This is a genomic window from Tissierella praeacuta DSM 18095 (assembly GCF_900128955.1).
GTDB classification, from domain to species: domain Bacteria; phylum Bacillota; class Clostridia; order Tissierellales; family Tissierellaceae; genus Tissierella; species Tissierella praeacuta.
On record NZ_FQTY01000002.1, the window covers coordinates 354,976 to 380,297 of the forward strand.

Below are 25,322 nucleotides of genomic sequence, written 5' to 3' on the forward strand. Positions count from 1 at the left end.
GGTTTTAATATGTCAGATGTAAAATTAAAAAGAAATTTATCTTTTATGCAAATGATAGCCATAGCTTCAGGAGCAGTAATCGGTGGTTGGCTTGCTGAGGCTCCTTATTGGTTTTCTGTAACTGGAGCAGGAGCAGCCATTATATTTCCCATTTTATCTGTTTTGCTAATACCCGTAGGTTTAACATTTGCGGAGCTTACTGCAATGCTGCCATTTTCATCTGCAGTTGATATTTGGACTACTAATGCATTCGGTCATAAAGCAGGATGGGCAGCTCAATGGATGATGTTTTTAATACAAGTAGTGGAGCCGCCTATGATGGCATTTATTTTTATAACAGCACTTAATTTTTTTATTCCTATTCCAGCTGATATGGTAGTTTGGGTTGCTATTGGAATAATAGTTTTATGGTATATATTATCTAATTTCAATATTGGATTTACTGGGAGATTAGCTAGTATATTTTTCTTTACAATGGTGGTTATATCTTTAATTGTTGCAGGAACATTTTTCTTTAGTGGAAGTTGGTCCTTTGATAATATTTCATCTCATGGTGGTATGTTTCCTAAAGGATTCAATGGAATATTTATAGCATTTGCAGTATTTTCGTTAAAATTTATAGGCTTTGAAATGACTCCAACAATGATAGAAGAAACAAATTTTCCACCGGAAAAGATATGGAAAATTATTTTGTCATCATTATTTGTTCCAGCAGTTTTATATTTTATCATTGTATTTGCAATAGGTGGTATGGCTCCTTGGAAAGAAATAGCAAGTATGAATTTGCCAGAGCCAGAGCTTATAGCTAAATTTGGCTTACCTAAGATAGTTGGGATAGCTGCTATAGTTTCGGGTATATTACATGCATTTACTACATTGATGGGATTTTGGGTATCATCTGCGAGAGTATTATATGGTGCAGCTCAATTAAATCAATTGCCTAAAGCCTTTACTAAGTTAAATAAACATGGACAACCAATCATTGCAAACTTTGTAGTATTATTATTTTCCATTTTTTTCTGCCTTTTTACTGGAGATAACTGGGTTCAATATATTTATGCTGTTTCCTGTATAGCAGCAGGGTTAGTATACTTTATATGTTGTTTAGATGCAATGGTTTTAAGGAAGAAGTTTCCTGAGTGGGAAAGACCTTATAAAGCACCAGGAGGTAATCTATTATTTATTCTAGGAATGGCAGTATCTGTCTGGATAATCATCGGTTCAACTTTAGAATTAGCAATAGGTGGGTATATATCACTTGCTATATATAGTTTTATTGGAGTTGCATTATATATTTTGATGGAACTTTATAGAAAAAAACATCCTAATAAGAATGAATTAATTACATTAACACCTGATGATATCAATAGCTTTGAGTAAGTAAAAGTTAAGACAGGAGCATTTCTCCTGTCTTTTCAGAATAATATATAGATATGGGGGAGATAAATATGAAAACAATTTCGGGAAACAAAGTTATTTATAAATTTGAAAACTTTATGGAACATGTAGAAATAATTAGGCCTGGTGATATAATCAAGGTGGAAACTAATGACTGTTTTTTTCAGCAAATTTATAATGAAGAACAAGTTTTAACAGAAATTGATTATGACAGATTGAATCCTGCTACAGGACCTATTTATGTAGAGGGTGCAGAGCCAGGAGATTTACTTCAGGTAAAAGTTATTAGTATTGATATTGCTAAAAAAGGGGTTGCTGCAGTAGTACCAAATGAAGGTGTGCTTGGAGATCAAGTTAATAAACCAATAATTAGGGTGGTGAATATTGAAGATGGATATGCAATATTTCATGGAATAAAATTGCCTATAAGACCTATGATAGGAGTAATAGGAGTAGCACCTGCTAAAGAAGAGGGTGAATGGCCAACTGATAGTCCATGGAAACATGGTGGGAATATGGATACTAATGATATCACCGCAGGATCTACATTGTATTTTCCTGTAAATCAGAAGGGTGCTTTGTTGGCATTAGGTGATTGTCATGCAATTATGGGAGATGGAGAAATTTGCTTTACTGGTTTAGAAGTTCCAGCAGAGGTTACTCTTGAAATTAATTTAATCAAGGGAAAAACAGTAAAATGGCCTTTACTTGAAACAGAGGAATATACTATGATTATTGCCTCTGGTAATAATTTAGATTCTGCTTTATATGAAGCTACTAGTGAAACAGTAAAATATCTTGAGAAGGGTTTAGGATTAGAATGGGAAGAGGCTTATATTTTAACTAGTTTGGCTGTAGATTTAAAAATATCTCAAGTTGTAGATCCTAAGAAAACCATAAGATCTGCCATACCAAAACATATTATATCAACTGAAAGATTAATAGAAAAGTTATAACTATAAGTAATGATAAAAACTAAAAAATCTAGAAAGTTTATAGAAAAATATTATAATTAAAAAAGCCTTGCATTTTACAAATTAAACTGATAAAATGATTAAAATACAAAAATAAATTCGAAGACAAAGAAGAGTAGTTAATTCTTATCTTTCACAGAGAGCTAAAGATTGGTGGGACTTTGGCAAAGATGGAACTAATGAATGGACTTTGTAGAAGCTGGTGGAAATCTATAGAGAGTACCCCGTGCCGGAAGCCTACCGTTAACTAAGGACAGGATATGTTAGTATCCCATTAAGAGAGATGCATTTTTGCATAATTTAGGTGGCACCGCGAATTCAACCTTCGTCCTATTGAGGATGGAGGTTTTTTTGTATTTAATTTTAATTTAGGAGGAAGAAATATGAAAAAAGAAAGTGGATTATTTGGAGAATTTGGCGGAGCTTATGTACCAAAAGAATTGAAAGTAGTATTAGAAGAGTTAGAAAGAGAATTTTATAATGCCATGGAAGATAAAGAGTTTATGAAGGAATTAGACTATTATTTAAGAGAATATGTAGGCAGAGAAAATCCTTTATATTTTGCAGAAAGACTTACAAAGGAAATAGGTGGAGCTAAGATTTATCTAAAAAGGGAGGATTTAAACCATACAGGAGCTCACAAGATTAATAATGCCATAGGACAGGGACTACTTGCTAAAAGAATGGGGAAAAAGAGAATAATAGCAGAAACGGGAGCAGGGCAGCATGGAGTTGCTACAGCTACAGTATGTGCTTTACTTGGATTAGATTGTACAATTTATATGGGAGCTGAAGATACTAGAAGACAAGAGTTAAATGTTTTCAGAATGGAAATGTTAGGGGCAAAGGTAGTGGCAGTAGAGGAAGGAAATAAGACATTAAAAGAAGCAGTAGATAAGGCCTTAGAGGATTATGTAGAAAATAAGAATAATACTTTCTATCTTCTTGGTTCAGCAGTAGGACCTCATCCATTTCCAATGATAGTGAGGACATTTCAATCTGTAATAGGAAGAGAAGCAAAAAATCAAGTTTTACAAAAAGAAGGAAGATTACCTGATTATGTAGTAGCCTGCGTTGGGGGAGGGAGTAATGCCATAGGATTATTTTCACCTTTTTATCATGATAAGGAAGTGAAGATGGTAGGAGTAGAGCCTGCTGGAAAAGGATTAGATACGAAGGAACATGCTGCTAGTATATGTAAAGGTAATATTGGTTTAATACATGGTTTTAAATGTTATTTATTAGACCATAGTACCCACTCCATTGCTGCAGGACTAGACTACCCTGGAGTAGGGCCAGAACATAGTTATTATAACTATACTAAAAGGGCAGAATATAAGTCTGTAACTGATAAAGAAGCCTTAGATGCTTTCTTTAAATTATCGAAAATAGAGGGAATAATTCCAGCTTTAGAAAGCTCCCATGCTATAGCTTATGGAATAAAATTAGCTAAGAATTTAAGTAAAGATAAGATTATAATAGTAAACCTTTCTGGAAGAGGAGATAAGGACGTGGCACAAGTAAGGGATATGATAAAATAATTAAATATCTATATTATAATAAATATAAAAAGTGTATAGTCAAAACTATACACTTTTTATATTTATTATTCAGCTTTTTTAAGTGTTCCTGCATTATATAAAGATTGTATTAATATCTTTATAATTATGGAATAGGCAGGTATATTAATAGCTTGTTTAGTTGCTGCTTTTAACATGGTAGCTATAAATGGATGACCAAAAAGTATTTGTCTAAAATATGGTACCATTAGAACGCTTGTTATAACCTGTCCAACAAAAATAGATATGAATATTTTCCACAATTTTGGCTTGGTTAAATCGTTTTTTAAAACCTTTGTTAAGATTCCAGGAATGACGCCAGTAAGAGCCGATGTAAGAATAAAATGTGGCATAAATGCACCTGTTGGTCTTACAATGAAACTAACTACATCTCCAACTCCGCCTACTATTCCTCCCACTACTGGACCAAAGACTATTCCACTAAATATAATGGGAAAGCCTCCAAAGCTAATGATCCCTGGTATAGTGATGATTCTTGATAATACTACATTTAAGGCAATCAAAAATCCGGAGATAACAATGGTTTTAATGTTAATTTTCCTCATAAAAATACCTCCTTTCATATATGATATGACAGTCTGTCACATCAGAAAGAAGATACACTGATAGTGGCAGCGAACGCAATAATATGCCGCAAGCATTTGCTTTTCGTTCAAGGGCGACGTTCCATCCCTTGACACTTTACGCATATTATCTACTCTGTCATTTGTTTAAGCAAAGACAATTAAAAGACTTTGCTATAAATTACACATAAAGTATATCATACTATTTTTTCCCATACAATCTAATAACTAAAGGTATTTATAAAAGATTAGGGACTAATGAGCCAGAAATACAACTTAACTATATATTAATAGTTAAGATAGTATTTAGGATGAAAGTTTGAATTAGACTATTTAAATTTAAAACATAAGTAATATTCTTATGAAAAGATGTTAAAATCTTTATGAAATAAATCTTAGAAAGGTAATAGAAAGATTTTAAAATAATTGGTAAAAAAAGAGGATTTTTTAGGAGATGTGTCGAAATTTAATATATAGGATATAGAAAAGTATGAGTATAACTTTTATATCCTAAATATAAGAAAAGGAGGAGGTTTTATGATACAAAAAAGAAGCATTGGGCTAGCAATTATATTTTCAATTCTTACTTGTGGAATATATAGTATTTATTGGTTTATAAAACTTACAGATGAAGCTAGTTACTTAAGTGGAGATGATTCCATGTCTGGAGGCAAGGCGTTTTTACTTACTATAGTTACTTGTGGGATTTATTTTTTCTTCTGGAATTATAAAATGGGTAAGGTTTTATATGAGGCACAAGAAGGAACAGGTAAAGTACCACAAGACAATTCAGTTTTGTATCTAGTGTTGGCAATTTTTCAACTGGGGATCGTATCATATTGTATTATGCAATCAGAAATTAATAATATGGTTGAATATAGCTATGCTGACTAAAAAAGAGATTAAAATATTACTGCCAATTATAATTATTTTAGTAATATTTATATATTTTGCTGATCCTTTAAGTGGACCTATAATACCCTGTATTTTCAATAGAATTACGGGGTTTTATTGTCCAGGATGTGGAATGACAAGGGCATTACATTCTATTCTTAGGTTTGATTTTTATCAAGCATTTAGATTTAATTCATTAATATTTATAATACCGCCAATCTTTGTAATTTACTATATATTTGAATATAATAATTATATAAAGGTGGCAAAGATTATACTGATTTTAATGATTGTAATAGCACTAGGTTTTGGAATTATTAGAAATACCATAGCCTTTAGCTATTTATCGCCAATTATGTTAAATAATTAATATGAAATTAAATTTAAGAAAATAAGAATACTAAGATTTAAGATGCTTTTAATTATAAAAATTGGAGGAATAACAGTGAAAAGAATTATTACAACAACGATTATTTTTATAATGGTACTGTCTATGTTAATAGGGTGTAATTCAAATCAAACAAAAACAACACCTGAAACATCAAATAAACCATTGAGTTTAGTAGATCCTGCAGGAAATGAGATTTTAATTCCTGATAATATTAATAGAATAGTTTCAATGGCACCATCTATAACTGAAATCTTGCTAGAATTAGGATTTGGAGATAAAATCATTGCTATAGACACGCAATCTAAAGGTATTTCTGGTTTATCAAATGACATACCCAGCATTGATATGATGGCACCAGATGTAGAAAAGATTATTGAATTAAGACCCGATATAGTTATTGCTTCAACTATTACAGTGGCTGGTGGAAATGATCCATTGACACAAATAAAAGAGTTAGGAATTAGTTTAGCTTATATACCGTCAAGTAATAGTATTGAAGGAATCTACAATGATATAATATTTATATCTAAAGTTCTAAACTCTGAGGAAAGAGGAAAAGATATAATAAATAATATGAAGGATAAAATTACAGAAATAAAGAAAATAGGCGATACTATTACTTCAAAGAAATCAGTATACTTTGAAATAGCTGCTTTACCTAATCTATATAGTTTTGGGAAAGGCGTATTTTTAAATGAGATGATAGACATAATTGGAGCTACAAATATATTAAATGATAAGGAGGGGTGGTTGTCTATATCAGAAGAATTAGTTATAGATAGAAGCCCTGATGTAATAATTACAAATGTGAACTATATAGAAAATCCAGTAGATGAAATTAAATCTCGAAAAGGATGGAAAAGTATTAGTGCAGTAGAAAATAATCAGGTATATTATGTTGATAATATGTCTAGTTCACTTCCTAATCATAATATTATAAAGGCATTGGAAGAGATGGCAAAGGCTGTTTACCCTGATTTGTATTAGTACTATAGTTAAGAGGGTGATTATATGGAAAGCAAGGTATATAGGAGTAAGTATGAAGCATACCCTTTTTTAAGTGATGAGCCAGATGATTTAAAATGTGATTTTGAAATACTTACTGATGAAATAGCAAGTCATATAGGACTTTTAAGGTCATTAATAGAGGATGAAAATATTAAAGATGAATTATTGCTTATTTGTGAATTAGTATATCACATTAATCCATCTCTTCGTACTTTTGTATCTGTTACAGAAGATGAGCTTAAATGGTTAGAAGAGAGAACAAATACACTATATAATGATGTCAAAAAAAGATGCAATAGATTTGTACTTACTCAAGGATGTGAATCTGCAGCTCATGCACATATTCTAAGGACAAAGTTTAAGGCAGTTGTAAGAATGTTATATAGATATTATTATGGTGGAAATGAAGTTCCAAATATTCTGTTTGATTTTACTAATTTATTATCAGGGTATTTTTTCAATTTAGCTCTTAAACTTAATGAATTAAATGGAGTGGAAGAAATAGAATATGTTAGTAGAAACTACAAATAGTATGTTTTAAGTACTTCAAAGGATGTACATGAAGAAAGTATAAAAAGGCTCTTTTCTTGATTGGTAGAAAAGAGCCTTTTTATGCCTAACTTGGATTAAAGTTATTTTTATCAGTAATTTTTCTTTCTGCCCTTTCAACTAGATTGGCAGTCATAGTTCCATCTAACTTCTCTTTATGGGTTAAATTAGCATCCAATTCGTTTGCTATTTCTGCTTTCATTTGATCTAAAGCTTTGCTAGCATTTGGATCTGATAGTCTTGTCATAAAATCACCTCTTATTATTTATCTTTAGTTTGCTCATTGAGATAAATTTAATACTAGGTAATTTAATGAAAGAATTAAATTTGTAAGTACAAATTTAATTATAGTATTTATATACCTATCATTACATTACTTGCTTTAATTATGGCAATTGCTTCATCACCTACTTTAAGATTCAAAGACTCCGCTGAACCTGTTGTAATACTAGATACAACCTCTAATCCATTAACATCTATTATAACTTCTGTTGATACAGGTCCCTTTTTAATATTTTTTATAAAACCTTTAAGTTGATTTCTTGCCGATAGCTGCATATTTATCCTCCTCTTTTAACATATAATAATTATAATTGTTATACCCAAGTATTGAAGATTTAAAAGTTTTTGTAAAGGATATATTTTATAACTAAAATAAAATAGTTAGAAGGTTTATATTGGCAGGTTTTATTTGATTAACCTATGAAGATAATTTTTTATTGTATAAAACAAGTATTTATAATATGATAATCATAGAGCATATAATCTAGACAATGTAATTTATCAACAGGGTTCTTAATGAAATGGAGGCAAGGTATGAAGAATATTAAAAAGTTTTTAGTTGCAATATTGATGGTATCTATGATTTTTTTAGTAACAGCTTGTGAAGATTTTTTAGAAGCTATTGTAACATCTGATTTAGATGTTAGTGGTGATAATCTGGAAGTTCATTTTATAGATGTAGGACAAGCAGAATCTATTTTAGTAAAAAAGGGAAATGAATCCATGTTAATAGATGCTGGAAATAATTCAGATGGAGAATTGGTTGTAGACTATATTAAAAAACAAAATATCAATAAACTTAAATATGTTATAGGAACTCATCCCCATGCAGATCATATAGGGGGTTTAGATGATGTAATTGATACTTTTGAAGTTGAGAAGATTATTATGCCAAATGCAGTAACAAATACTAAAACATTTGAAGATGTTTTAGATAGTATTAAAAATAAGGGATTATCTATTACTAAGGCTAAGGTAGGAAATAGCTATGAGTTAAATGGTGCAGTGTTTACAATTCTTGCTCCTAATCAAGAAAAGTATAAAAGTTTAAATGATTATTCAGTTGTTATAAAACTTGTAAATGGGAAGAATTCTTTTTTATTTACAGGAGATGCTGAGGAATTATCTGAAAAGGAAATATTAAAAAATAATAAAGGAAGATTGAAATCAGATGTTTTAAATGTAGGTCATCATGGAAGTATAACTTCTACTTCTGAAACATTTTTAGATGCTGTTGATCCAAAATTTGCAGTTATTTCTGCTGGCAAGGATAATAGCTATGGACATCCACATAAAGAAATATTAGAGAGATTAAATGATAAAGGTATAGAAATTTATAGAACAGATTTACAGGGAGATATTATAGTGATTAGCGATGGAGATACAATAAAATTTAATGATTAGAGGTGGATTAAATGAGGTTTACTATTGATAGGTTTGAAGGTGAACTTGCCATAGTAGAATTGGAGAACAGGGAGATAATTGAAATTCCAAAGGTAATATTACCCATGGAGGCAAAGGAAGGAGATATTATAATTATTTCCGTAGATGAAAAAGAAACCCAGGATAGAAAGAAAAGAATTCAAGAAAAATTTGAAAGTTTATTTTGTGAAGAAGATTAAGAAAAACACCTATGATTGATATGCTCCTCTTGTAGTAGACAGGTAAAACAATAGAAACTGTAACTACAAGGAGGAGTATTTTTTATGGCAAATAGGGTATATATAATTTATCTGGGGAGGTGTAAAATAATGGTAAATTCGGAAAGGGATTCTAAGAAAGTGACTCTTTGGACTAGACAGAATATAAAAAGTTTAGATGAAATAAAGGAAAAAGGAAGATATAAGGTTGAAAGAAAATATATAGAACAGCAATTTGAAGATATAGCAGAACATTATATAAAGCTTTATGAATGGTTTGTAAATAAGGCAAGTAAAATAATTACTAAACCAGATGATGTAGAATTTCCAGTGTGGTGCTCAATTAGCGAAGAAAACATGCTAAAACCAATAGAAGATACAGTAGTATATGTATTAGAAGTAGAGGAAAGTGAAGTTATATATTTTGATGGCAGGAAATGGGATTATGTATTAAACCATTTATATATTCCTAAAGATATTGAAGATGAAAAGGTTTATATGGCAGATATGGAGAGAAAAGGATTTAAAGATTTATTTTCCTTCATAGATGGAAAATATTCAAGTTTTTATCCTTTGGAAAAGAAAAGGATAATGGATAGTTGGATGAGGGTATTTGAGATTGATGAGTGGAATATATTTAATGTTCAGGCTAATATATGGGACATAAGAAAAGATATGATTAGTGATATATTGTATTGGAAAGGGTAAGATAAATTTCTGCAAATTAGAATTATATAAATATTTAGTACTAAAAAGTTAAGATATTTTTGAATAAAGATTCAAATAAAAGTACATAGTTTGGACTATGTACTTTTATTATTAGTTACCATATTAGGATATATTTTAATTCTTAGTAAGTTTTTTAAGAGTTTAAGAGATTATGATTTGCATAGGGTACTCTATACTTATTCCCTAGTTATATTTTTTAACATATTAGTAATAAGGTTTTTAATATTATATATAAATTGTCGAAAATTGACAGAAGATTATGTAGATATTTATCAAAGAAAGAAGGAATCTTTACATTGAATGTAGAATATATTAATTGGTATAAGTTATAAACGGGGGGAGGAATGATTGTGTCAAGGTTATCAAATGCATTAAATATGTACATGCTTTTACAAGGAAGAAGATTGATGAAGGTTGAAGAACTTGCAGAGATACTTGAAGTAAGTCCCAGAATGGTTAAGGAATATAGAAAGGATTTTGAAAAAGCAGGTATTTATATAGGAACAAAAAGTGGAAGGTATGGTGGATATTATTTAGAAAATAAAATAGATTTAAAAGGTATAGGGTTTAAAAAAGAGGAGCTAGAAGCATTAAAGATGGCTAGAGAAACTATTAAAAGTGGAAATCATATTTTTGCATTAAATTTTGAAACCTTGGCTAATAAAATATTAAATTTAGAAAAGGATTTTGAGCATATTAATTATTTTAGTAAGGATAATTTAAAACCACTATATATGAGAGAAAGAGAAAAAGATATATGGAAAACAATTAGTAAAGCAATAATTAATAAAAGAAAGATTGAGTTATTATACAAATCATTGCGACAAGATACAAGAAAGAAGAAAAGTGATATCCGAATAGTGCACCCCTATGGAACTTTTGATCATGATGGTGCTATATATTTCTTTGGTTATTGTGAGATGAGAAAAGAAGTTCGATATTTTAAAATTTCTAGGATAGAAAATATAGAAGTATTGCAACAGAAGTTTGCCATAAATATTGAATATGATATTAAAAGTATAATGAGAAAATCATTTGGAATAATTGATGATGATATTTTTTATTTGAAACTAAAAATATCATATCCTATGAGTCAGTTGGTTAAAGAGAAACAATATTCATTGAATCAAAAAATAACTGAAATAGATGAAGAAAATATAATCTTTGAAGCAAATCTAAAGGGATATGAAGAAGTTAAAACATGGGTTTTAGGCATGGGAAGTAAGGCTGAAGTGTTAGCCCCAGACAAACTTAAGAAAGACGTAATAGAAGAAATGAGAAAATTACAAAGAATATATGAATTGGGGATTAATGATTGCACCAATGAATGATATTATTAATGTAAGAAAATCATTCATTAGTAAGAAGAAGTTTTCTAATGTAGTTCTATTAAAATAAGAAGAATATAAATATAATTTTTACATTCCATAAGCTGGTTCTATTTCATGATTATTAGTAAGTATTTCCTAAAAACATAATAATATAATTAGAATTTTATCTAAAAAATATGGAATATAAGAAGATAAATATAATTGGTGAATAGTATTTAAATTCTAAGAGATAATAAGTGTAATGAACTTAGAATAGTGGAGGTGAAATCATGTATTTCTTATTGTTGTTTACACTGATACGCAAGGTAACCATTTCACTGTATATAGGCTTATCTCTTTAATAAATATTATCACTTAAATTTAACAATTCTATAAAGCTGTACTTAGATTGCAGCTTTATAGAAACTAAAATATATTGGGAGGTGGAAATATGAGATACAATGTTGAGTTAGCTTTATCCAATGAAAATATACCAAAAGATAAAAACAGAATAATCCTTTCCTTTCTAAAACATATTTACGAGTCCTATGATAAAGACTACTATCAATCACTATATGAAGAGGAGGAAAATAAAAGAAAGAATTTTACCTTCTCAGTGTATATGCCAAATTGCAAATTTACTAGAGAAGAGATAATTATTCCTGAGAAAAAGATAATCTTGAATTTTTCAACAGCTGATATGAAGGATGGCATTTTCTTCTATAATGCAATATTAGCAAATAGAGGAAAATCCTATGATATTAAAGGTAACTCTATAATAGTACGTAATATAAATATGAATAAAGAAAAGCCAATAACTAATGATTATGCTGTCTACTCTTCTAGGTCCCCAGTAGTTGTTAGAGAACATAAAGGTGATAATAATAAAACCTGGTATTATTCGTTGAGTGAAGAAAGAGGGAAAGAAATATTTATAGAAAATCTTAGATATCAGCTATTAGATAACTTTGGTGAAGAGAGAAGATTGGATATTGAAGAAGTAGATTTTCAGTTGTTAAGTAATAAAGAGGTTAAAGTAAAACATTATGGAATAGAAGTGTTATCAAATATATGTAGGATAAAGGTGCAAGCTAAGCCATATATTTTAGACTATATTTACAAATCGGGTATAGGGGCTAGAAAAAGTGGAGGATTTGGGATGTTAGATTTAGTGTAGGGGGTGATAGAGTGGGAGAAAAGATACGATTATATATGGAAGATTGGCTTTACAATAGTGGATTAGTAGGATTTTACAATATACTAGAACACGCAGAAGATAATGTTAAAATAGATAAAAATTATATAGAGTTTGAGTTGGAGAATTTGATAAGATTTGAAGAAAAATATTTTAAGTATTTTACAGACAAATATAAAGACATATTTTCATTAAATAAAATACTTTCCTTTGAAGAATTTATAGACAAGCAGGAAGAAAATAATTTTGAAGAATTTGATGGAAAGAAACTTGAATCTATGAATAAATATATATCTGATGTTGTCAAGAAACAAATAAAAAGTAATAGCTATAAATCTGCTTATGAACTAATAGATTCTCCTGTAGATGTTTTAGAACTAGAGAAGAGTTTGAAAACTATAAAATTAAAGAAAAAACAAGAGATAAGTGAGATATTACCAGAAATAAAAGATAGGTTTACTATATTAAAAGAAATAATTGAATATATGAAGCTGGAGAAATCACAAAAATATATTGGTGCAAAAAATGCCATGTATACCATAATAAAGAATGGTTGGAATGGAGTTTGTTTCTTGAATCCTCAGACAAAAGAGAAGGATATGTATATAGATTACAAGAACTATTTCATTGAACCTGCAATAGAGTATTTAAATATAGATAAGTCTAAATTTAAGTATAATTGCTTTTCTTGTGATAAAAGTATGAAGGATTTTTCAAATGATCTTAGTTTTCTAAATTCTACAGGATTTGATGTAAGCAGAAAATCATCTCATGTATGGGAGTTTCAAAATGATATTGCTGTTTGCCCTATTTGTAAACTAGTATATTCATGTGTACCAGCAGGAATTTCTTATCTTTATGATAAAGGAATATATATAAATGATAACTCAAGTATGAGAAATGCTATAGATATAAACAATAAAATATATATGGAAATTTACAAACAAAATAGAGATGACAAGAAGTTAACCTATAAAGCATTAGTAGAATCAATAAATGAAGAATATAACGATAAAATAAAATATGAGTTAGCGGATATCCAACTAATTAGGTATGAGGATGAGAAATATAGATTTAATATACTTTCTAGAAAATCCTTAGAAATTATTAAAGCCTCAGAAGATGATTTAAATAAATTGATTAATTGTGGATTTAAAGAAATCAATACTTATTTTAATGTTTATGAATTAGTCATAGATAGATTGTTGAATAGTCAAAATATGTTTACATTAGTTCAAAAGATGCTTCATTATAAATTATCGAAGCCGAAGGATTCACATTATAATTCATTTCATGTGATTAGAATTTTAAGGATTAATACAAGATTTTTAAAGGGGGTAGGGTGTATGAAAGGAGTATATAAGGACATAGTTAGAGATGGAAATGATGAGGGGAAAAAATTAAGAGAAAAATATAGAAGTAAGGGTGCCATAGATAAACTTAGTGGTATATCATATAGACTATTAAATTCTCTAAAGACAAATAATGTTGATAGCTTCATGGATACATTATTAAATTGTTACTTGTATGTAAAATCATCAGTACCTGAAATATTTCTAGATGCTTTAAAAAATGAAGAGAGGTTTAAAACTATTGGATATGCATTTGTAGCAGGGCTTATAGAAGGAAAGAAAGAGAATAATAATGATAATGAGAATGGGGGAAAAGATAATGAATAACTTGAAACCAAAGGGATTGGCTATTTCAATGATATTTGAGGCAGAAAGTGCAAACTATGGTGAGGGAGTAGGGAATGTAGCATCTTTGAAAAAACTGACTAGAGATAAAGGAGAGCAATATACTTATATCTCAAGGCAAGCAATTAGATATAATATATCGGAACAGATAGGAGAGAATTTAGCAACAGTAAAAGCAGAAGGCAGTGGAGATAAAAAGGTTATTCAATTTGCAGAAGAAGCGACCATAGCAGATTATCCAGAAATTGATTTCTTTGGATATTTAAAGACATCAAAAGGTACAGTTTCAGGTGGAAAAAAGAGAAGTGCAAAAGTAAGACTATCCAATGCTATATCTTTAGAGACTTTTAAAGGTGATTTAGATTTTCTAACAAATAAAGGTTTGGCAGATAGAATAGATGAAAATATGAATATAGCTCAATCTGAAATTCATAGATCATATTATAGATATACAGTAGTGATGGATTTAGATCAAATAGGAATAGATGAAGTATATTCTATTGAACTTGATGATGAGGAGAAAATAAGAAGGGTTAATAAACTATTAGATACAATTGCTTTCCTATATAGGGATATTAGAGGTAGAAGAGAAGATTTAAAACCTTTGTTCGCTATAGGCGGAATTTACGATATAAAAAATCCTATATTTGAAAATGTTTTAGATGTAAAGGATAATAGGTTAGTAGTTAAACAAATCCAAGGAGTTATGTTTGATTCAATAAAAGAAGATACAAGCTGTGGATTAATTGAAGGTAAGTTTAATAATGACAATGAAATAAGAGAAAAATTAAATGCATTAACTATGCCTGAATTTTTTAATGGGCTAAAAAGTAAGGTGAAAGACTATTATGAAGGAAAATAAAAAGGCAGTTAGGCTAAAATTATATCAGAACATGGTGAATTATAAGAAACCAACTAGTTTTCAACTCAAGGAAACTTATCCACTACCACCATATTCAACAGTAATAGGAATGGTTCATAGCCTTTGCGATTACAAGGAATATAAGGAAATGGACGTTAGTATCCAGGGAAAATATCATTCTAAGGTAAATGATTTATATACTAGATATGAATTTAAAAATGGTATGAAGTTTGACTCGACGAGGCATCAATTACAGGTAGGGGAATTTGGTGTAAGTAGAGGTATTTCTACAGTAGAGCTTTTAGTTGATGTAGAACTATTGATTCATATAATTCCGCGGGATCAAAGTTTATTAGAAGAAATAGAAAAAGCTTTTCTTTATCCTAGAGAATATCCTTCTCTAGGTAGGAGAGAAGATATTGTAACTATTAAAGAAGTTAAGGTAGTGGATATTTTTGAAGAGGAATTAGAAGAAGATATTGAATTAAGTGAAGAATATACTGCTTATATTCCACTAAACATGATAATGGATGAATCAATTGTAGTAGATGGTAGTGGTGATGGAATAAAGAATAGAGGAACAAGATATAAGATTGCCAAGAATTATGTTCTTTCAGAAAACTATGGTACAGCTAATTCACCAAAAATATTTAGGGTATGGAATAAGGTAGATGTACTATATTCTTCCCATATAACAGCTATTCAGGATGAACTTGTGTTAAAAGATATAGATAATAATATTGTGTTAAATGCATAGTCTAGAGGTGTATTGGAATATGAATAATTATTTGGCTAAATCAAATCCTAGAGAAACCATTATAGGACATACTGAAAAATTAATAGAGAATTATGAGTTGTTTAAAAAAATATATCCTAATCTCAATGTAGATTGGGATATATTATACTTATCATGTTTATATCATGATTTAGGAAAGATGAATAGAAAATTTCAAGATAAGATAGAAGGTATAAGAAGGCATAGTGATGAAATTCCTCATGGGATATTAAGCTTAGCTTTTTTAAATGCAAAAGAATTGGGGGAAAAAGGATATTCAAAAGAAAGAATAAAACTACTTGCACAAGCAATAGCATATCATCATGAAAGAGATTTTAACTTTGATAAAGAAATGCTAAAAAAAGAAGTAGAGTTAATAAAGGAAGAGGCGAGCAGTTTTAATTATGAGAGATTAGATAAGATAGTTGTAAAAAGGTTAAGTGCAAAATATTTTTCTATGAATAGAATTTATGAAGAGGATGACGAAAATGGCAATGAGGAAGAAAATCTTTTCTTTAGGTATATAATGATAAAAGGTTTACTTAATAGAATAGATTATGCAGCTAGTGGTGGTATTGATGTTGAAAAGGAAAATAACTTTCTATTACAAAATCTAGAAGAAAATTTATTGGAAAAATTTAAAATAAAAAATCCTAATGCTGAGTGGAATGAACTCCAGAAATACATGATAGAAAATAGAGATAATAATCTTATAATAGTAGCTCAAACAGGTGCTAATGATATAATGATGACAGTACAATAAATCCAAGCAAAATCAAGGGTTAAAGGCTTCCACAAAACTTTTAAACTTTGATGATGGATAGACTGTCATCATTTTTTTATACCGAAATATATCTAAAAGTATAGTATAAATAAAATCTCTGTATGGAGAAGAAGGAGGTACTTATGGCAGAAGTTATTACTATAGCCAATCGAAAAGGAGGGGTTGGAAAAACGACTACCGCTTTAAATCTTGCCTACTCATTGAAAGAACTCGGTAAAAAAGTATTAGTCATAGATCTTGATCCTCAAGCCAATCTTACAAGGTGTTTTGATGTAGAAAATCTGGAAAATATAAAAACCATAGGTCATTTGTTAATGGCAGAACTGGAAGAAGAAAGTTATTCGGTAGAGGATTATGTCATATCTTATGATGAAATAGACATTATACCCTCAAGCATTTACCTGTCAGTTACAGAAACACAAATGAGGTCGGAAACGGGGAGTGAAAGAATATTATCAGAAATTATTGAACTGGTAAGGGAGCATTATGATTGTATCCTTATAGACACCTCACCATCACTTAATATTTTAACCATTAATGCCCTTTGTGCAGCAGACAGTGTGCTTATTACAGCCGATACACAACTGTTTGCCATTGTAGGAATTAGCGAACTTTTAAAAACTATTCAAAAAATCAAAAAAAGAGTCAATCCTAAGTTATCAGTAAAAGGTATTTTGCTTACCATGTGCGATAGCAGGACAAATCTTTCAAAACTTCTTACTGAACAGGTGGAAGAAATGTATCAAGGGAAAATAAAGGTTTTTCAAAACAAAATACCGAAGACTGTAAAAGTAGGAGAAGCCATATATAGCGGACAAAGCATTAAAAAGTATGCAAAAGGAAGCAGTGTAGACCTTGCATACGACCATTTGGCAAAGGAGATTTGCTATGAATAAGAAACTGAAAAAAAGAGAAATTTGTGATGCAGTGGATTTTCTGATGGGTGATGTAGATAATATAGAACAGGGGAATGTACAGGATATAGAAACAGATTTACTTGAAAATTATCATGATCATCCATTTACCCTTTATACAGGGAAAAGACTGGAAGATATGGTTGAAAGTATCAAGGAAAATGGGATATTAAATCCGGTTATTGTTTTGAAAAAAGAAACCGGAACTTATAAAATACTTTCCGGGCATAACAGAGTTAATGCAGCAAAGCTTGCCAAGTTAAAAACTGTTCCTTGTATTGTTAAAGAAAATCTAACGGAGGAGCAAGTTTATACCTATGTCATAGAAACCAATCTTATGCAGCGTTCCTTTTCCGACTTGCTGCCAACAGAAAAAGCACTTGTCCTTAAAATGAGATATGAAAAAATAGCAAGTCAAGGAAAGCGAAACGATTTACAAAAAGAGATAAACAATTTAGAACAGGGTATTATAGAAAGGGAAAACAAAACGGAAGATAAAACAGACAGCAGAAAAAATATAGGTAAGGAATACAATTTATCCGGAGCATCCATTGCAAGATATTTAAGGTTAAATAATTTAACGGATATTTGGAAACAAGCCATAGATAATGATGAAATCGGACTGACGATGGCAGTTGACATATCCTATCTTTCTATAGAGATACAAGATTATTTATATAGTCAATGTGAAGAACTGGAGCTGTGCTTAAAGCCAAGCGATGCTAAAACACTTCATTTAATGAACAGACAAGAAGAACTAAGTCAAGAGATGATTACATCATATTTGTTGAACTTAAAAAAGCCAAAGATAAAAGAATATCAGAATATTAAACTATCTCAAAGTGCCTACAAAAAATTCTTTCAGGATGAAAGCAAAGAAGCAGTAGGAGAAATTATAGAAAAGGCTTTAGAGATGTATTTTAGAGAAAAAGAAGGTGCTTAATAGTATATAAAAAGTTGTATTTTAGAGTATAATAACAGTAAGGAAAAAATATCAACAGAAAATATAGATAAAGCAAAGAGGTGGCATAGATGAATGAAATAAAGTTATATGAAAATAAAGAGATACGCTCTGCTTGGGATGAAGAAAAAGAAGAATGGTATTTTTCAATAGTAGATGTAGTAGGAGTACTCACAGAAAGTGAAAATCCTCAAGTGTACTGGAGAGTGCTTAAAAAGAGATTAAAAGAGGAAGGAAATGAAACCGTTACAAATTGTAACGGTTTGAAAATGAAAGCAGCAGATGGGAAAATGCGTCTAACTGATGTAGCAGATATGCAAGGAATATTCCGTATTATCCAGTCCATACCATCTCCCAAAGCAGAACCGTTCAAATTATGGTTGGCAGAAGTAGGGAAAGAGCGGATTGATGAAATCATTGATCCGGAACTGACCATTGACAGAGCTTTAGAAACCTATTTGAAGAAAGGGTATACACGTGAGTGGATAAATCAAAGATTACAAGCCATTCAAGTTAGAAAGGAATTGACAGATGCTTGGGATGATCATGGCATAGAGAAAGGAATTGAATACGCAATTCTTACTGACGAGATTACCAAAGCATGGTCAGGAATGACGACAAGAAAATACAAAGATCTAAAAGGCTTAAAAAAGGAAAACTTAAGAGATAATATGACAACTCTTGAAATTGTGCTGAACATGCTTGCAGAAGCAACTACAACAGAACTTACCAAAACAACCAATCCACAAGGCTTGGAAGAAAATAAAAAAGTTGCTAAAGAGGGAGGAAGTGTAGCAGGAAATGCCAGAAAAGAAATAGAACAGAAAACAGGAAAGCCTGTTATTACATCAAAGAATGCTGTAGATTTATCAAAACTGATTGAAGATGTTGTAAAAGAGCCACTAAGTAAAAAACAAGATGATACTGATAATGGAAAATAGACAAAAATAGAATATAAAATATTCGTTCATCACAGAGATAGCAAAGAAAAACAGCTATTTGAAGGAAAGATTCAATAAACATTTTAGAAAAAACATCTTTAAGAAAGAAGAATTAAATGGAAAATAACAAGTAATATAAAGCCGACTTTATAGAGAACTACGCATCAGGAGTTAGGCGAATATTTAAAGAATGATAAAAAACCGGAATATAAAACATCGGATAATGGGGTAATTCTAACATTATATAACAGAAATTATGTTAATAATGTCCCCAATGATGTCCTAAAGAATGTCCCTAAGAAATTGCTCGCTAAAGATAGACAAATACTTGTCATAGAAGAAATGGAAAACAATCCAAAAGTTACTATTATGGAGTTGAGCAATAAATTTAATGTATCTGATAAGACAATAAAAAGAGATATAGAAAAATTGAAAAAGGAAAATAAGATTTATAGACAAGGAAGTTTAACCGATGGAAGCTGGATGGTTATACAATAACACAGTAAAATAAATGAATAATAAAAAATATGGAAGAGATAGTAAAGAAAAACAGCTATCTCTTTTTTTATGCTTAAAACATAGGAGGTAGAGCGTATGAATATTAAATTCAACTACTATTACGGAAAAGAAGCGGAACAATTCTCCTTTTTTCGTATTCCAAAATTATTATTTACGGATGAAGCATTTAAAGACTTAAGTAGCGATGCTAAAGTGCTGTATGGCATCTTGCTTGACCGAATGAGTTTATCTATGAAAAATAACTGGATCGATGAAGAAAACAAGGTATATATCATCTTTACCATAGAAGAAATTGCAAACATCATGTGTTGTGCCACACAGAAAGCAACAAAAATCCTTCAGGAATTGGATGATAAAAAAGGGATAGGACTTGTTGAGAAGAAGAGGCTCGGACTAGGAAAACCCAACATACTGTATGTGAAAAATTTTATTATCCAAGAAACAAAGGAACAAACTGATGTGCAAGAAGAAATCACAAATCAGGAATTATTACAATCACAAAACCAGAATGATGAAAATCACAATTCAGGAAATGTGATTTTCACAAAACAAGAATTGTTAAAATCACAATGTAATAAGACTAATTATAATAAAACTGAATATAGTAATACTGAGTATAATAACACCACCCCCATATCCCCCTCAAAAGATAGGGCTATGGAGATGGAGGAGATAGAAAAAATACTTAAACATCAAATAGACTATCCAGCTCTAATAGAAGAACAACCGAAAGAAAAAGAAAAGATTGACCTTATGATAAATCTCATGACAGAAGCAATCCAAAACAAGACAGATATAAGAATCAATCAAAGCAGGACAGCTTATAAAACATTGAGAGAACAACTTTTATCACTACAAAAAGAACATATTAAATATGTCCTATCAGTTCTTAGGGAAAATAAGCAAAAGATAATAAACTTAAGAGCCTATCTTCTTTCTTTGCTTTACAATGCACCGGTTAATATTTTAGGAATAACAACATCAGCATCTACAAAATCAGGTACAACCGATTACAGCAAGGATTGGCAGATATGGCAGGACTTCTTGAATACAACTTAAATGTATAAAATAAAAGGTAATGGGAATAATAAGCAGTGTGAGAAATTAAACCATTTAAACCATTGCAATTAAAAGATAAAAAAGAAATGGAGAAGAGACATGGAAAGCACAAGAAATATTTTAACTAAAGTATTTGAAAGAATGGAAAAAGACAGCTTAAACGAAGAAAATAGAGATTATATAGGTGAAAAAGACGGACTTATTTATTGCGGTTTATGCCATACCCCTAAACAGCAGATAAGCATTATTGATGGGATTTCAAGGAAATTGCCGAAAAACTGTACTTGCAGGGAGAAGAAATTGAAAAAAGAAAGAGAAAAGTGGGAAACTTTTGAACGTCAAAGTAGAATAGCCGATTTAAGAGAAGAAGCCTTTGACGACCGGCTTTTAGTAGAGCAAACATTCCAAAAAGAAGATGGCAGCTTAGAGCATAAAGAAACCGGACAAAACTATGTGGAAAAATTTGAAGAAATGGAGAAAGAAAACATCGGTTTACTCCTTACAGGACCAGTAGGAACCGGAAAAACCTATTTGGCTTCAGCAATAGCCAATGCTCTAATTGAAAAGGAAGTTTCCGTGAAGATGACGAACTTTGCCATTATCTTGAATGATATGATGAATCTGGAAATCAATAAAAATAAATACATTGCAAACTTAAATAACTATAGGCTGCTGATAATTGATGACTTTGGAATGGAAAGAGACACCCCCTTTGCAACAGAGCATATCTTTAATGTTATTGATAGCAGATATAGAGCAGATAAACCAATAATATTGACCACTAATCTTAGTGCGGTACAGCTTACAAATCCAAGCAATCTAAAAGAACAGAGAATTTATTCAAGGATACTTGAAATGGCAATTCCCATCGTTTTTTCAGGAGAAAACAAAAGAGTTGCTAAGATGAAGGAGAAGGCAAGAAAGGCAAATATGTTTTTAATAAATGGATAGAGGGGAGGAAAGCTATTGATCAATGAAGAAGTAAGCAGACAAGTTATTGCCATAGTGAAAAAAGGAAATATAAAATCAGCGAAAATGATAATCAGCCTGATGAAAAAGCTGTTGGATGCAGCAGCCAAAGAAGGTAAAACGCTAAAGGCGTTTATAGAAGAAAAGAAGCCGACGACTGTAAAGGATTTAGTGCAAAAAGGGAAGGTTGAAACCTTAGAACTCAATGACGTGGATTTTAAAGGCTTAAAAAGAAACTTAAATAAAAGTGGTGTCAAATTCAGTATTAAAAAAGATCTTACCACAGGAAATAACATTATCTTCTTTCAGGCAAAAGATGAAAAAGTCATGGAAGATGCCTTTAAGAGTGCTGTTGCTAAATTTGCCGGAAAAGAGAAAAAAAGAGAATCAGTTATGACTCAATTAAATCATTACAAAGAAAAAGTCAAGAATGCACCGATGAAAGATAAAATTAGAGAAAAGAAGGCAGAAGTAGAGTTATAGTTAAATAACTTTAGGGCAGAAATAGTATAAGTTTGCTGTTAAAATATGATACAATACAGTTTAAGTATTTCGCAAATAAGGTAGAATCTAATAGGATTTGAACTGCTAAGAAAAGCAAAGGAGGGATTATTATAAAAAATCATAAAAAAGTAAATGGGAAACTCCTACAGACAAACAAGAAATTCTCTCATCTTAAAAACGCTCAAAAGGAATTTATTATGCAGGAGCTTTATTCTCAGTGTAGAGAATATATTATAGAAACAGGCAGATTTCCATGTAAAGATGAAAAGTATACAGTTTTGGATAAAGTATATGACAAAATAGAAGAACGGGATATATGGATACCTTACACAGAAGTTTATCAGCATTTTTTAAGTAAAGAAACAAAGCTGAAGAATAGGCTGATGAAAGAGGGGCTCCTTGTTGATCATAATGGCAAACTCAAGCTTTTTAGAAAGGTTATTCTGCCAATTACAACCAGCTTGAATGGAATAATTATTGATGTGGATGATATAGACTTACAAAAGGAAAAAGAAAAATATACAGAGATAGCCGATACCTTTCTGACAAAAGAAAGCTTGCCAAACCAAGTAGAAGATGCTAAAGAAGATGAGGCAAAAAAAGATTTAGTAGATATTATACGCAAAGAAAACGGAAAACATATCATAGTAATCGGGAAGTCAAAGTTTATAAAAGGTTTTATTGAGGAAGATATAATAGATGAATATATCATTACGATTAAGCCCTTGATATTAAGCGAAAATGAGGCAAATAGCATAAAGCTTAATAAAAAAATGAATCTAAAATTGCTTTCAGTGAAGAAAGAAGGTGCAGATGCAGTATTACGTTATAAAAGAATCAGATAAGATAAAATAAAATACATCGTTAAAACCAATGTGGAGCAGAGAAATCTGCTCTTTTTTCATTGATAATGGAATATCTGATTAGAGGAGGAGGCGATAAAAACGAAAATATTGCAAAATATGATAAAAGATATAAAAAGCATATTTCATATAAGAGATAAGAAAAGATTTTTACTACAAAATCTACCTTATCTCTTTTTCTTTTATCCGGGAAATATTTTTTCTCATCATGTGAGAAGCTATACCGGTGGAGATGTGATTGACAGGATATTTCAAGGAATGCTTGAGCTTAATACCATGAGCTTTATCCCAAGCATACACCTTATGGACATACTTGTAGGAATAGGGATAGCAACCTTAATTAAATTCATTGTCTATACCAAAGGGAAAAATGCCAAGAAGTTCAGGCAAGGCAGAGAGTACGGTTCAGCCCGATGGGGACGCCCTAAAGACATAGAGCCTTACGCTGATGAAAAGTTTGAAAACAATATAATTTTAACCAATACAGAAAGACTGACTATGAACTCAAGACCTAAAAATCCCAAGTATGCAAGAAACAAAAATGTATTAGTGATTGGTGGCTCAGGAAGTGGAAAGACCCGATTTTTCTTAAAACCGAACTTGATGCAAATGCACTCATCTTATGTTGTTACAGACCCCAAAGGTACTGTCCTAATTGAATGTGGAAAGATGTTAGAAAAGCATGATTATGAAATTAAGGTGTTAAATACCATAAATTTCAAAAAATCTATGCACTACAATCCCTTTGCCTACCTAAGAAGTGAAAAAGACATTTTAAAACTTGTGCAAACCATTATTGCCAATACAAAGGGGGAAGGAGAAAAATCCGGTGAGGATTTTTGGGTGAAAGCCGAACGCTTATATTATACCGCACTGATTGGCTACCTTTACTATGAGGCACCGGAGGAAGAACAAAATTTTGAAACCTTACTTGCTTTTATTGATGCCAGCGAAGTGAGAGAAGAAGATGAAAACTTTAAAAATGCCGTTGACTATATCTTTGATGCACTTGAAGAAGAAAAACCTAATCACTTTGCAGTAAAGCAATACCGCAAATACAAACTTGCAGCCGGAAAAACAGCAAAATCAATCCTTATTTCATGTGGTGCAAGGCTTGCTCCCTTTGATATTGAGGAACTTAGAAGTCTTATGGAATACGATGAGATGGGGCTTGATACTATAGGAGATAAGAAAACAGCCCTATTTATTATTATCTCCGATACCGACGATACCTTTAACTTCGTGGTGGCGATGATGTATACGCAGCTTTTTAATTTACTTTGTGATAAGGCAGATGATGTGTATGGCGGTAGACTTCCCGTTCATGTAAGGTGTTTGCTTGATGAGTTTAGCAATATCGGTCAAATTCCAAAGTTTGAAAAACTCATTGCAACCATTCGTTCCAGAGAAATCTCCGCTTGCATTATCCTACAAGCACAAAGTCAGTTAAAAGCAGTCTATAAGGATCATTCCGATACCGTTATCGGCAACTGTGATACAACCATTTTTCTTGGAGGAAAGGAAGGAAGCACCTTAAAAGAAATCTCAGAAACGCTGGGAAAAGAAACCATAGATTTATATAACACCTCGGAAACAAGAAGTAATCAAAATAGCTATGGGTTAAATTATCAAAAGACAGGAAAAGATTTAATGAGTAAAGATGAACTCTTTGTTATGGATGGTGGCAAATGTATTATGCAGCTGAGAGGCGTTAGACCATTTTTCAGTGATAAATTTGATATTACCAAGCACAAAAATTATAAACTGCTTTCTGACTATAATAAGAAAAACACCTTTGATGTAGAGAAATACCTAAAAAGAAAAGATAGGGTTAATCTCAAAAAGGATATGCCTGTAAAAGTAATTGAATTAGAAAAATAGAAAATGATTGAATGATAAAAAACTGGTAGACTTTTGCTCATTATGAACAAAAGTCAATTTTAAAAATAAGGAATTAAAGA

At 30.7% G+C, this 25,322-nt stretch carries 28 protein-coding genes, 1 riboswitch and 1 other annotated feature; of the genes, 25 read left to right on the top strand and 3 right to left on the bottom strand.

Annotated features, from left to right (window positions below; all coding sequences use genetic code 11):
- Window positions 1–9 precede the first annotated feature (9 nt).
- The 3 genes from BUB33_RS04340 (at window position 10) to trpB (ending at window position 3,913) form a co-directional block, all read left to right on the top strand.
- Complete coding sequence (locus BUB33_RS04340; protein ID WP_072973528.1) at window positions 10–1,380, top strand: APC family permease; 1,371 nt, start codon at window positions 10–12, stop codon at window positions 1,378–1,380.
- Window positions 1,381–1,448: 68 nt separating this feature from the next.
- Window positions 1,449–2,354, top strand: a complete 906-nt coding sequence (locus tag BUB33_RS04345; protein ID WP_072973530.1) for an acetamidase/formamidase family protein — start codon at window positions 1,449–1,451, stop codon at window positions 2,352–2,354.
- Between the two features lie 111 nt (window positions 2,355–2,465).
- Window positions 2,466–2,708 (top strand) — a binding site (T-box leader).
- A gap of 47 nt (window positions 2,709–2,755) precedes the next feature.
- Entirely contained in the window at window positions 2,756–3,913 is a 1,158-nt protein-coding gene (gene trpB / locus BUB33_RS04350) for a tryptophan synthase subunit beta (protein ID WP_072973532.1), read from the top strand.
- Window positions 3,914–3,978: 65 nt separating this feature from the next.
- Here the strand turns inward: trpB and BUB33_RS04355 are convergent, their stop codons facing one another.
- Window positions 3,979–4,497 (bottom strand): folate family ECF transporter S component, encoded by a 519-nt coding sequence (locus BUB33_RS04355; RefSeq protein ID WP_072973534.1) that lies wholly within the window; start codon window positions 4,495–4,497, stop codon window positions 3,979–3,981.
- Between the two features lie 65 nt (window positions 4,498–4,562).
- A riboswitch (THF riboswitch) is annotated at window positions 4,563–4,656 on the bottom strand.
- Between the two features lie 396 nt (window positions 4,657–5,052).
- Here BUB33_RS04355 and BUB33_RS04360 point away from each other — a divergent pair.
- From BUB33_RS04360 to BUB33_RS04375, 4 genes are all read left to right on the top strand, one after another.
- Complete coding sequence (locus tag BUB33_RS04360; RefSeq protein ID WP_072973536.1) at window positions 5,053–5,409, top strand: DUF4234 domain-containing protein; 357 nt, start codon at window positions 5,053–5,055, stop codon at window positions 5,407–5,409.
- Complete coding sequence (locus BUB33_RS04365) at window positions 5,399–5,779, top strand: DUF2752 domain-containing protein (RefSeq protein WP_072973538.1); 381 nt, start codon at window positions 5,399–5,401, stop codon at window positions 5,777–5,779. The genes BUB33_RS04360 and BUB33_RS04365 overlap by 11 nt, the downstream gene beginning before the upstream one ends.
- 75 nt (window positions 5,780–5,854) lie before the next feature.
- Window positions 5,855–6,787: an ABC transporter substrate-binding protein gene (locus BUB33_RS04370; RefSeq protein WP_200778116.1), complete on the top strand. Its 933-nt coding sequence runs from the start codon at window positions 5,855–5,857 to the stop codon at window positions 6,785–6,787.
- Window positions 6,788–6,811: 24 nt separating this feature from the next.
- Window positions 6,812–7,339 carry an ATP:cob(I)alamin adenosyltransferase gene (locus BUB33_RS04375; RefSeq protein WP_072973540.1) on the top strand — a complete coding sequence of 176 codons (528 nt, stop codon included), beginning with the start codon at window positions 6,812–6,814 and terminating at the stop codon, window positions 7,337–7,339.
- An 85-nt stretch (window positions 7,340–7,424) separates the two neighbouring features.
- On the opposite strand, the gene BUB33_RS04380 is transcribed toward BUB33_RS04375, so the two are convergent.
- Together BUB33_RS04380 and BUB33_RS04385 are read right to left on the bottom strand one after the other, a co-directional pair.
- Window positions 7,425–7,604 carry a small, acid-soluble spore protein, alpha/beta type gene (locus tag BUB33_RS04380; protein WP_072973542.1) on the bottom strand — a complete coding sequence of 60 codons (180 nt, stop codon included), beginning with the start codon at window positions 7,602–7,604 and terminating at the stop codon, window positions 7,425–7,427.
- 107 nt (window positions 7,605–7,711) lie between these two features.
- Window positions 7,712–7,915 carry a TOBE domain-containing protein gene (locus BUB33_RS04385; protein ID WP_072973544.1) on the bottom strand — a complete coding sequence of 68 codons (204 nt, stop codon included), beginning with the start codon at window positions 7,913–7,915 and terminating at the stop codon, window positions 7,712–7,714.
- 258 nt (window positions 7,916–8,173) lie between these two features.
- Here BUB33_RS04385 and BUB33_RS04390 point away from each other — a divergent pair, with 258 nt between their 5' ends.
- The 18 genes from BUB33_RS04390 to BUB33_RS04475 all read left to right on the top strand — a co-directional run bounded on the left by BUB33_RS04390 (window position 8,174) and on the right by BUB33_RS04475 (window position 25,242).
- A complete protein-coding gene (locus tag BUB33_RS04390; RefSeq protein WP_115322199.1) occupies window positions 8,174–9,043 on the top strand; it encodes a ComEC/Rec2 family competence protein in 870 nt (289 codons plus the stop codon).
- Window positions 9,044–9,054: 11 nt separating this feature from the next.
- Complete coding sequence (locus tag BUB33_RS04395; RefSeq protein WP_072973548.1) at window positions 9,055–9,261, top strand: DUF3006 domain-containing protein; 207 nt, start codon at window positions 9,055–9,057, stop codon at window positions 9,259–9,261.
- A gap of 129 nt (window positions 9,262–9,390) precedes the next feature.
- Window positions 9,391–9,987: a DUF3841 domain-containing protein gene (locus BUB33_RS04400; protein WP_072973719.1), complete on the top strand. Its 597-nt coding sequence runs from the start codon at window positions 9,391–9,393 to the stop codon at window positions 9,985–9,987.
- A gap of 371 nt (window positions 9,988–10,358) precedes the next feature.
- Complete coding sequence (locus tag BUB33_RS04405) at window positions 10,359–11,339, top strand: helix-turn-helix transcriptional regulator (protein WP_072973550.1); 981 nt, start codon at window positions 10,359–10,361, stop codon at window positions 11,337–11,339.
- Window positions 11,340–11,769: 430 nt separating this feature from the next.
- Entirely contained in the window at window positions 11,770–12,495 is a 726-nt protein-coding gene (gene cas6, locus BUB33_RS04410) for a CRISPR-associated endoribonuclease Cas6 (RefSeq protein WP_072973552.1), read from the top strand.
- Between the two features lie 11 nt (window positions 12,496–12,506).
- Window positions 12,507–14,192 carry a type I-B CRISPR-associated protein Cas8b1/Cst1 gene (gene cas8a1, locus BUB33_RS04415; RefSeq protein ID WP_072973554.1) on the top strand — a complete coding sequence of 562 codons (1,686 nt, stop codon included), beginning with the start codon at window positions 12,507–12,509 and terminating at the stop codon, window positions 14,190–14,192.
- A complete protein-coding gene (gene cas7i, locus BUB33_RS04420; RefSeq protein WP_072973556.1) occupies window positions 14,185–15,072 on the top strand; it encodes a type I-B CRISPR-associated protein Cas7/Cst2/DevR in 888 nt (295 codons plus the stop codon). Before cas8a1 ends, cas7i begins: the two co-directional genes overlap by 8 nt.
- Complete coding sequence (cas5b, locus tag BUB33_RS04425; protein WP_072973558.1) at window positions 15,059–15,829, top strand: type I-B CRISPR-associated protein Cas5b; 771 nt, start codon at window positions 15,059–15,061, stop codon at window positions 15,827–15,829. Before cas7i ends, cas5b begins: the two co-directional genes overlap by 14 nt.
- Window positions 15,830–15,848: 19 nt before the next feature.
- Window positions 15,849–16,610: a CRISPR-associated endonuclease Cas3'' gene (locus BUB33_RS04430; RefSeq protein ID WP_072973559.1), complete on the top strand. Its 762-nt coding sequence runs from the start codon at window positions 15,849–15,851 to the stop codon at window positions 16,608–16,610.
- Between the two features lie 143 nt (window positions 16,611–16,753).
- Window positions 16,754–17,527: a ParA family protein gene (locus BUB33_RS04435; RefSeq protein WP_072973561.1), complete on the top strand. Its 774-nt coding sequence runs from the start codon at window positions 16,754–16,756 to the stop codon at window positions 17,525–17,527.
- Entirely contained in the window at window positions 17,520–18,488 is a 969-nt protein-coding gene (locus BUB33_RS04440; protein ID WP_072973563.1) for a ParB/RepB/Spo0J family partition protein, read from the top strand. The genes BUB33_RS04435 and BUB33_RS04440 overlap by 8 nt, the downstream gene beginning before the upstream one ends.
- An 89-nt stretch (window positions 18,489–18,577) precedes the next feature.
- Window positions 18,578–19,447, top strand: coding sequence for a BRO-N domain-containing protein (locus BUB33_RS04445; protein WP_072973565.1), 870 nt, complete (start codon window positions 18,578–18,580; stop codon window positions 19,445–19,447).
- A gap of 231 nt (window positions 19,448–19,678) precedes the next feature.
- Entirely contained in the window at window positions 19,679–19,945 is a 267-nt protein-coding gene (locus BUB33_RS16275; RefSeq protein ID WP_268807662.1) for a DeoR family transcriptional regulator, read from the top strand.
- A 96-nt stretch (window positions 19,946–20,041) separates the two neighbouring features.
- Window positions 20,042–21,025, top strand: coding sequence for a replication initiator protein A (locus tag BUB33_RS04455; RefSeq protein ID WP_072973567.1), 984 nt, complete (start codon window positions 20,042–20,044; stop codon window positions 21,023–21,025).
- Window positions 21,026–21,124: 99 nt separating this feature from the next.
- Complete coding sequence (locus tag BUB33_RS04460; RefSeq protein ID WP_072973569.1) at window positions 21,125–21,976, top strand: ATP-binding protein; 852 nt, start codon at window positions 21,125–21,127, stop codon at window positions 21,974–21,976.
- A gap of 15 nt (window positions 21,977–21,991) precedes the next feature.
- On the top strand, window positions 21,992–22,477 hold the full coding sequence (locus BUB33_RS04465; protein WP_062624934.1) for a PcfB family protein: 486 nt from the start codon (window positions 21,992–21,994) through the stop codon (window positions 22,475–22,477).
- A 218-nt stretch (window positions 22,478–22,695) separates the two neighbouring features.
- A complete protein-coding gene (locus BUB33_RS16280) occupies window positions 22,696–23,343 on the top strand; it encodes a dihydrofolate reductase family protein (RefSeq protein ID WP_072973572.1) in 648 nt (215 codons plus the stop codon).
- A 117-nt stretch (window positions 23,344–23,460) separates the two neighbouring features.
- On the top strand, window positions 23,461–25,242 hold the full coding sequence (locus BUB33_RS04475; protein WP_422821944.1) for a VirD4-like conjugal transfer protein, CD1115 family: 1,782 nt from the start codon (window positions 23,461–23,463) through the stop codon (window positions 25,240–25,242).
- Window positions 25,243–25,322: the final 80 nt, after the last annotated feature.